This is a genomic window from Metallibacterium sp. (genome assembly GCF_054637675.1).
The window spans coordinates 1-7,553 of sequence record NZ_JBTSRB010000080.1; the positions used below are offsets into that span (position 1 = coordinate 1).

The following is a 7,553-nucleotide window of genomic DNA, read 5'->3' on the forward strand; positions in this document are numbered from 1 at the left end:
CCTCTTTGTAGAGCTCAATAGAACCGGCAGGATTGGAAGCTACGATTCTAGTTTCCGTGGCGAGCCTTGTGCAAAAGAAGCTAGCGACTGGTTGATGGTCAATAGGTTGATCAAAGTACTGGATATGGGATTGGTGAATGTTGTATCCGATACCAGCGTAACGATAATCGCCCGTCAATCCGGTCTTTAGAGCGTACTTCTCAAGGTATTCTAGCAGTTCTGCCTGAGTACCCGAGCGGCGCAAAGTTGCATCCTTAATGACGTTCTGAACGACTTTCCGGGAAACGAATTGCTGCATCTCTCGCAGAGCGGCGCTCTTCCCCGCATTGTTGGGGCCAACGAATACGACGATTTCGTCCTCTTCGAATGTGAGAACATCGTCGTTGGAAAACGTAACCGATTCGAATGAGAACGCAGGTTTCACGATTTCCTTATTCAAGGAATTCACCAGTTTCGCGTCAGTTTCCGGGTGCATCTCGCTCATCCTTTAGTTTGTTGCGACGTCCGCTATGGGTCGGCCTGTGCCAATTGCTGCCTAGAAGTTGACGCAGCATGTCACTCTTACCCAGTTTTAAGCTTGCCACTGAGGCATCGCAATTGATACTGCCCATGCAGTTGCTGCACAGCCGAGATTTGGGCAGCCATCATATGCTCCCTTAGGGTTGCCATTGCGCTTTCTGAATCTCGAAAAGAAACAGATCCTACCTGCGAATGGCTCTTAGCGCTGGCATAGCATGCATATGCTCTTTTGACGTCGCGCGACACTCCATGTCCTTTGGAGTACGCATTGCCAAGATTTATTTGCGCTCGCGCGTAGCCTTGCTGGGCTGCAAGCTGATACCACTGGCGCGCCATGGCATCGCTTTTTAGCACACCATATCCATTCGCATACATCAGCCCCAGAAGCGTCTGTGCTGGTGCGTAGTGTCGAGCCGCAGCCCTGCGCAAGTAGACAAGGGCCGATGCGTAGCTTCGGGGATTTCCGTCAATGCCGAACACTAAGTCACGGCCCATCGCAAAGTAGCCGCGCGTGCGCTGCAAGGGAAGCGCCGACGCAGTTTGTGGATACATCTCAAAAATGAGTTCGCGATTCGACGCGCGAGCGCCAGTTGGGAACGCCTGAGCACCAGCGGGAAGCAAAAGGCCCAATCAAAGCAGATGGAAAACACGTTTCATGAAAGCGCTCCTCAATCTGATCTCTAGCAGTATCGCTGTGTGACCGCTTGGGGTCGCACTGTGCCACTCCGGAGAATGCGGCGCCAGTGGCCGCTGACATCTCCCTCCCGATGTCAGAAGACTCCGCACAGCAGTCGACTCGATCGCATATAAATGGATGATCCGCATCCTTGTCGCGACGCGGTGCTCGACGCGCGTGCTGGTCGTGCTTGCCAGCACAGGCGACGGCGGTGCGCCGTGCCCCTCATACCCCTGCGCCACGGCCCACGCCGCGCGGCGCGCATTGTTTCGTTTTGGCGACACAACCCCGAAATCAGCGACATTCTTTTGCGGGCTGAACAACCCCGGAGTAGCTGTGCGTGCTCGCGACGGCTGATCCGGCCGCAATTCCGCGTCCGGGCGCGCCGCGTGTGTGGGGAGTCGCACCATGAACAAGAACAATGCAGTGCGTCGATGGCTGGTCATGGCGGGTCTGGCGGTGGCGGCGGCGGCCGGCGCCGTGCACGCCGAGGACAGCGCAGCGGTATCGCGGATGTGGTTGGCGGAGGTGACGCCAGCGCAGGATCAGGCCTTCCGCGAGGGCATCAAGACTTACATCGGGTGCCTGCATCAGCACGGCGCCAAACAGACGATGTGGGCATGGAGCGCGCAGACCGGCGATGTGGGGCGCTATGTTTTCGAGGTAAGGGCCGGAACCTGGGCCGGCCTGGACTTCGTGGACCCGGCCGACAAAGACTGCGATCCCGTGTTCAATACCAACGTCCTGCCGCACAGCGGCAAGTGGGTGAGTTGGGTCACCGAACGCATGCCCAAGCTCAGTCACATGGTCACGGACAGCAAGGCCGTTCCCGCTTTCGCGTACGTGTACAGCGTGCGCATCAAGCCCGGACACGGCCCGGCATTGATGGAAGCCATGGAGAAATATGCCAGCGCCGCGCGCAGCAGCAAGTGGGAGGGACAGTGGTTCGTATGGCAGAACAGCGGCGGCGGACGCGGCGCGTCCGATTTCAATCTGGTCTGGCCCAACGCCTCCTGGGCCGAGATCGGCAAGGAGCCGAGCCCATCTCTGAAGGCGATGATGGAAAAGGCCTACGGCAAGGCGCAGGCGGCGGCCATCCGCAAGCAATTCATGGACGCCATCGCCGAGCAGTGGGACGGCGTCTGGCGCGCTAGCAAGGAACTCAGCTACATCCCCGCCGGCTGAATACGGCGGCAGTACGCGCATCCTGAAACGGTCGACATGACGCCGGGCTTCAATCCGGCGTCAGAGCCTCGCCGATGTTCTGCTTGAAGGCGTGGATGCGGCGCCGATCGCGCTTGCCGGGTCGCGCGGGCGGCGGCTGCGGCGTGCCGGCTTGCTGCAGGCGCCGCTGCTCGCGCTGCGCGGCGCGCGCGGCGAGGCTGGCTGCGGTTTCGCGATACAGCGTTTGCGCCACGGCGGCAGGGCCGCGCGCGTTGGCCAGCGCCCGCACTTCGATCTCGAAACGTTCATCGCCGCGCGCGATGTGCAACATCTCGCCGCCGTGCAGCGTGCGCGCCGGCTTGCAGGCGACGCCGGCGCAGACGATCTTGCCGGCACCCAGCGCTTGCTTGGCCAGTGCACGGGTCTTGAAGAACCGCGCCGCCCACAGCCAGATGTCGGCGCGCACGCCGGGGGGCGCGGTGTCCACGTTTATGCGGTCGCGCCCAGCAGCAGTCGGTTCACGCGCTTGACGAAGGCGGCCGGGTCATCAAGCTGCGCGCCTTCGGCCACCTCGGCCTGTTCCAGCAGCAGCAGCGCCAGATCCGCGCCGCGCGTGCTGTCGGATTCCGTTGCGTAACGCTGCAGCAGCGGGTGCGCGGCATTGATTTCCAGCACCGGCTTGGCCGCGGGCATCGCATGCCCGGCCTCCGCCATCAGCCGCCGCGTATGCAGCGCCATGTCGTGTGCTTCCAGCACCAGACAGGCCGGCGATTCGGTCAGGCGATGGCTGAGGCGCACCGCCGACACGCGCTCGCCCAGATCCTTTTTGAGCTTGTCCAGCAGCGGTGCGGCGTCCTTTTCGGCGGCCTCGCGGCGTTCCTTCTCAGCGGCATCCAGCGGTAGGCCCAGCTCGCCCTTGCCGGCGTGCTGGAAGCGCTTGCCCCGGTATTCGCTGAGATATCCCATCATCCATTCGTCGATGCGCTCGCTCATCAGCAGCACCTCGATGCCGCGCGCGGCCAGCGCCTCGATCTGCGCGCTGTGGCGCGCCGCCACCCAGGATTCGGCGGTGAGGTAGTAAATGGCCTCCTGCCCGGCCTGCATGCGGCCGATGTAGTCATCCAGCGACACGTTCTGCGTCGCATCGCTGTTGTGCGTGGAGGCGAAGCGCAGCAGGCCGGCGATGCGCTCGCGGTTGTCATTGTCTTCGACGATGCCTTCCTTGAGCACGTTGCCGAAGGACTTGTAGAACTCGGCGTAGCGCGGCGCCTCGTCGCTGGCAAGCTTGCCCAGCAGATCCAGCGCGCGCTTGCTGCACGCGGCGCGGATCTGGCTGACCAGGCGGTTCTCCTGCAGGATCTCGCGGCTGACATTCAGCGGCAGATCGTCGGAATCGACCACGCCGCGCACAAAACGCAGATACGCCGGCAGCAACTGCTCGCTGGCGTCCATGATGAACACGCGGCGGATGTACAGCTTGAGTCCCTTGCGCTCGTCGCGACCGCTGAACATGGCCTCGAACGGCGGCTTCTCGGGCACGTACAGCAGCAGCGTGTAGCTCTGCTTGCCCTCGACGCGGTTGTGCGTCCACGCCAGCGGCGCATTGAAATCGTGGGTGAGGGTCTTGTAGAAGTTCTGGTAATCCTCGTCCTTCAGCTCGCTCCTGGGCTGCGTCCACAGCGCGGCGGCATGGTTGACGGTCTCCAGCTCGTCGCCGGGCTTGCCATCAACGAGCTTCGGCATGCGGATCGGAAAACCGATGTGCTCGGAGTATTTCTTGACCAGCTCGCGCAGGTGCCAGGGCTCGACGAATTCGTCTTCATCGGGCTTGAGGTGCAGCGTCAGAGTGGTGCCGCGCGCGGCGCGTTCGATGCTTTCCAGCGTGTATGCGCTGCTGCCGTCCGAAACCCAGCGCACGCCTTCCGCGGCAGGCGCGCCGGCGCGGCGGGTTTCCAGAGTGACGCGATCGGCCACCACGAAAGCCGAGTAGAAGCCCACGCCGAACTGGCCGATCAGGCGCGAATCCTGGCGCGCATCACCGGACAGCGCCTCGAGAAACTTGCGCGTACCCGAGCGCGCGATGGTGCCGATGTTCTCGATCACCTCATCGCGGCTCATGCCGATGCCGTTGTCGCTGATGCGCAGCGTGCGCGCGTCGGCATCCCAGCGGATCTCGATGCCCAGCTCGCCGCCCTCGCCCATCAGTTCGGGCTTGGCGATGGCCTCGAAGCGCAGCTTGTCGCAGGCGTCCGAGGCATTGGAGATCAGCTCGCGCAGGAATACTTCCTTGTGCGAGTACAGCGCGTGCGTGACCAGGTGCAGCACCTGGCTGACTTCGGCTTCAAAACTGCGGGTTTCGGTGGCGGTGTCGGTCATGCTCGGGCTCCAAAAAGAAAGCCGCGCTTGCGCGCGGCATCATGCAAGGTGACTGGCAAATGGGGACTCAGCCGGCGACACGCAAGGCCGCGATGCGCTTCTCGATCGGCGGGTGGCTCATGAACAGGCGCTTGAAGCCGTGCGCCACGTGTCCAGAGATGCCGAAAGCCTGGATGGTCTTGGGCAGGGTCGATTCGCCATGGGTGGCGCCGAGCCGCTGCAGCGCCGAGATCATCGCGCCGCGGCCGGCCAGCCGGGCGCCGGCGGCATCGGCGCGGAACTCGCGCCAGCGCGAGAACGCCATGACGATCATCGAGGCGAAGATGCCGAACACGATCTCCAGCACCAGCACGGTAACGAAATAACCGATGCCGACGCCACTGCTTTCGCGCTCGCGCCCGCCCGACATCCATGAATCGACGATGCGCCCGACGATGCGCGCGGCCACGATGACGAAGGTGTTGAGCACGCCCTGGATCAGGGTCAGCGTGACCATGTCGCCATTGGCGACGTGGCCGATCTCGTGGCCCAGCACCGCGCGCACCTGCTCGCGATCCATGTCCTGCAGCAACCCGGTGCTGACCGCCACCAGCGCGTGGTTGCGGTTCATGCCTGTGGCGAAGGCATTCATTTCGGGGCCATCGTAAATGGCCACCTCGGGCATGCCGATGCCCGCCGCCTTGGCGTGCACGGCCACCGTGGCCAGTAGCCAGCGTTCGACCTCGCTCTGCGGCTCGGCGATGATCCTGGCATGGGTCTGCCACTTGGCGATGGTCTTGGACAAGGCCAGGGAAATGAACGCGCCACCCATGCCGAACACCGCGGCAAACGCCAGCAAGCCGCCGAAGCTGACGCCATTGGCCGCGGCGTACTGATCGATGCCGAAGATCCGGGCGATGAGGGCGAACAACACCAGGACTGCGAGATTGGTGGCAACAAACAGCAAGACGCGCTTCATGCAGACGGGTTCCCGCGAAACGGCACATGCCGCTGGCTGATTCTCGGGATGCCATGGCCGGTTTCAAGAGTGACCAATGGCATGATGAAGCCATGGTTTATGTCGGTCGCTTTGCACCCTCGCCCACCGGCGCCCTGCATCTCGGCTCGCTGCTGGCGGCGCTGGGCAGTTGGCTGGATGCGCGCGCGGCCGGCGGATGCTGGCTGCTGCGCATCGAGGACATCGACCCGCCACGCGCAGTCCGCGGCGCTGCGCGCGCGCAGTTGCAAACCCTGCGGCGATTCGGGCTGCTGCCCGATGCCGAGCCCTGGCGACAAAGCGCACGCGCGGCGGCTTACGCGGCCGCGCTGCGGCAACTGGCCGCGGCCGGTCACGCCTATCCCTGCGCCTGCACGCGCGCCGATCTGGAGGCGCACGGCGGCATCCATCCGCCGCGCTGCGTGCGTCCGGCGCGTGCGGATGGCGCGCACGCCTGGCGTCTGCGCGTGCCGCGCGGCGTGATCGCATTCGCAGATCGTCTGCAGGGACCACAGCAGCAGGACGTACGCGCCGAGGTCGGCGATTTCGTTCTGCGCCGCGCCGACGGCCTGTGGGCCTACCAGCTCGCGGTGGTGGTGGATGACGCCGCGCAAGGCGTCAGCGACGTGGTGCGCGGCGCCGATCTGCTCGACTCCACGCCGCGGCAAATCCTGCTGCAGCGCTTGCTGATGTTGCCCACGCCGCGTTACCTGCATCTGCCGGTGGTCGTCGACACCGCGGGTCAGAAGCTGTCCAAAGCGAGCGGCGCCGCGGCGCTGCCATCCGACGCGCTGGACGCGCTGCGTCAGGCGCTGACGCTGCTGGGGCAACGCGAGTCGGCCGCGCGTCCCGCACGCAGCACCACGCACTTGCTGGAGCACGCGCTCACCCACTACCGCGCCGATCTGTTGCCGCGCAGCCGTGCGATTGCTGCGCCGCAATTCGTAGACGTGGATGCCGCGCGTACACTCGCCGACGATCATTCCACGAGGAGCGCGACATGACTGCACGCATTGCCCTGGTCACCGGCGGAACCGGCGGCATCGGTACCGCCATCGTGCAACGTCTGGTGCGTGAAGGACACCGCGTCGCCACCAACTATCGCGATGCCGACAAGGCCGAGGCGTGGCGCCAGAAAATGATCGCCGCCGGCTGTCCGGTGACCCTGGTGCCCGGCGATGTCAGCAATCCCGAGACCGCCGCGGACATGGTGCGCGCGGTCGAGAAGGCACTCGGCCATGTCGACATTCTGGTCAACAATGCCGGCATCACCCGCGACACCACTTTCCACAAGATGACCTACCAGCAGTGGATGGACGTGGTGAACACCAATCTCAATGCGTGTTTCAACGTCACCCGCCCGGTGATCGAATCGATGCGCGAGCGCAAGTGGGGCCGCATCGTGCAGATCAGCTCGATCAACGGCCAGAAGGGCCAGTATGGCCAGGCCAACTACGCCGCGGCCAAGGCCGGCATGCACGGCTTCACCATCTCGCTGGCGCAGGAAAACGCGCGCTTCGGCATCACCGTCAACACCGTCTCGCCGGGCTACGTCGGCACCGAAATGGTGATGGCCGTGCCCGAGGACGTGCGCGCCAAGATCGTGGCGCAGATTCCGCTGGGGCGGCTGGGCAAGCCGGATGAGATCGCTTACGCGGTGAACTTTTTCTGCAACGAGGAAGCCGCCTGGATCACCGGCGCCAACCTCGCCATCAACGGCGGCCACTACATGGGTTGGTAATGCGCATGCCCTGAAGCTGCCAGTGGCAGCTTCAATGCGCATGACCAGGTGAGGCAGGATGCCGAACGGGCCGCGACCCCGGGATGGCTGCTTGCCCCACC

At 64.2% G+C, this 7,553-nt stretch carries 8 protein-coding genes; 3 read left to right on the forward strand and 5 right to left on the reverse strand.

Going from position 1 to position 7,553, the window contains the following annotated elements:
* The coding region (locus ACYDAT_RS15305; RefSeq protein WP_461451218.1) for a hypothetical protein at positions 1–484 on the reverse strand (484 nt) is incomplete at its 3' end.
* Positions 485–561: 77 nt separating this feature from the next.
* Positions 562–1,041, reverse strand: coding sequence for a tetratricopeptide repeat protein (locus ACYDAT_RS15310; RefSeq protein WP_461451220.1), 480 nt, complete (start codon positions 1,039–1,041; stop codon positions 562–564).
* Between the two features lie 562 nt (positions 1,042–1,603).
* On the opposite strand from ACYDAT_RS15310, the gene ACYDAT_RS15315 reads away from it, so the two are divergent.
* Positions 1,604–2,380, forward strand: a complete 777-nt coding sequence (locus ACYDAT_RS15315) for a hypothetical protein (protein WP_461451222.1) — start codon at positions 1,604–1,606, stop codon at positions 2,378–2,380.
* A gap of 49 nt (positions 2,381–2,429) precedes the next feature.
* On the opposite strand, the gene ACYDAT_RS15320 is transcribed toward ACYDAT_RS15315, so the two are convergent.
* From ACYDAT_RS15320 to htpX, 3 genes are all read right to left on the reverse strand, one after another.
* Positions 2,430–2,846: an RNA-binding S4 domain-containing protein gene (locus ACYDAT_RS15320; protein ID WP_461451224.1), complete on the reverse strand. Its 417-nt coding sequence runs from the start codon at positions 2,844–2,846 to the stop codon at positions 2,430–2,432.
* Between the two features lie 2 nt (positions 2,847–2,848).
* Positions 2,849–4,735, reverse strand: coding sequence for a molecular chaperone HtpG (gene htpG / locus ACYDAT_RS15325; RefSeq protein WP_461451226.1), 1,887 nt, complete (start codon positions 4,733–4,735; stop codon positions 2,849–2,851).
* Positions 4,736–4,802: 67 nt separating this feature from the next.
* Positions 4,803–5,693: a protease HtpX gene (htpX, locus tag ACYDAT_RS15330; RefSeq protein ID WP_461451228.1), complete on the reverse strand. Its 891-nt coding sequence runs from the start codon at positions 5,691–5,693 to the stop codon at positions 4,803–4,805.
* Positions 5,694–5,785: 92 nt separating this feature from the next.
* Between htpX and gluQRS the strand changes: the two genes are divergently transcribed.
* Positions 5,786–6,715 carry a tRNA glutamyl-Q(34) synthetase GluQRS gene (gluQRS, locus tag ACYDAT_RS15335; RefSeq protein ID WP_461451230.1) on the forward strand — a complete coding sequence of 310 codons (930 nt, stop codon included), beginning with the start codon at positions 5,786–5,788 and terminating at the stop codon, positions 6,713–6,715.
* Positions 6,712–7,452 carry an acetoacetyl-CoA reductase gene (phbB, locus tag ACYDAT_RS15340; RefSeq protein ID WP_461441111.1) on the forward strand — a complete coding sequence of 247 codons (741 nt, stop codon included), beginning with the start codon at positions 6,712–6,714 and terminating at the stop codon, positions 7,450–7,452. The genes gluQRS and phbB overlap by 4 nt, the downstream gene beginning before the upstream one ends.
* Positions 7,453–7,553 lie beyond the last annotated feature (101 nt).

Coding starts and splice junctions, on each gene's coding strand:
- ACYDAT_RS15315 (WP_461451222.1), top strand. CDS start 1,604: ATGAACAAGAACAATGCAGTGCGTCGATGGCTGGTCATGGCGGGTCTG.
- htpG (WP_461451226.1), bottom strand. CDS start 4,735: ATGACCGACACCGCCACCGAAACCCGCAGTTTTGAAGCCGAAGTCAGC.
- htpX (WP_461451228.1), bottom strand. CDS start 5,693: ATGAAGCGCGTCTTGCTGTTTGTTGCCACCAATCTCGCAGTCCTGGTG.
- gluQRS (WP_461451230.1), top strand. CDS start 5,786: ATGGTTTATGTCGGTCGCTTTGCACCCTCGCCCACCGGCGCCCTGCAT.
- phbB (WP_461441111.1), top strand. CDS start 6,712: ATGACTGCACGCATTGCCCTGGTCACCGGCGGAACCGGCGGCATCGGT.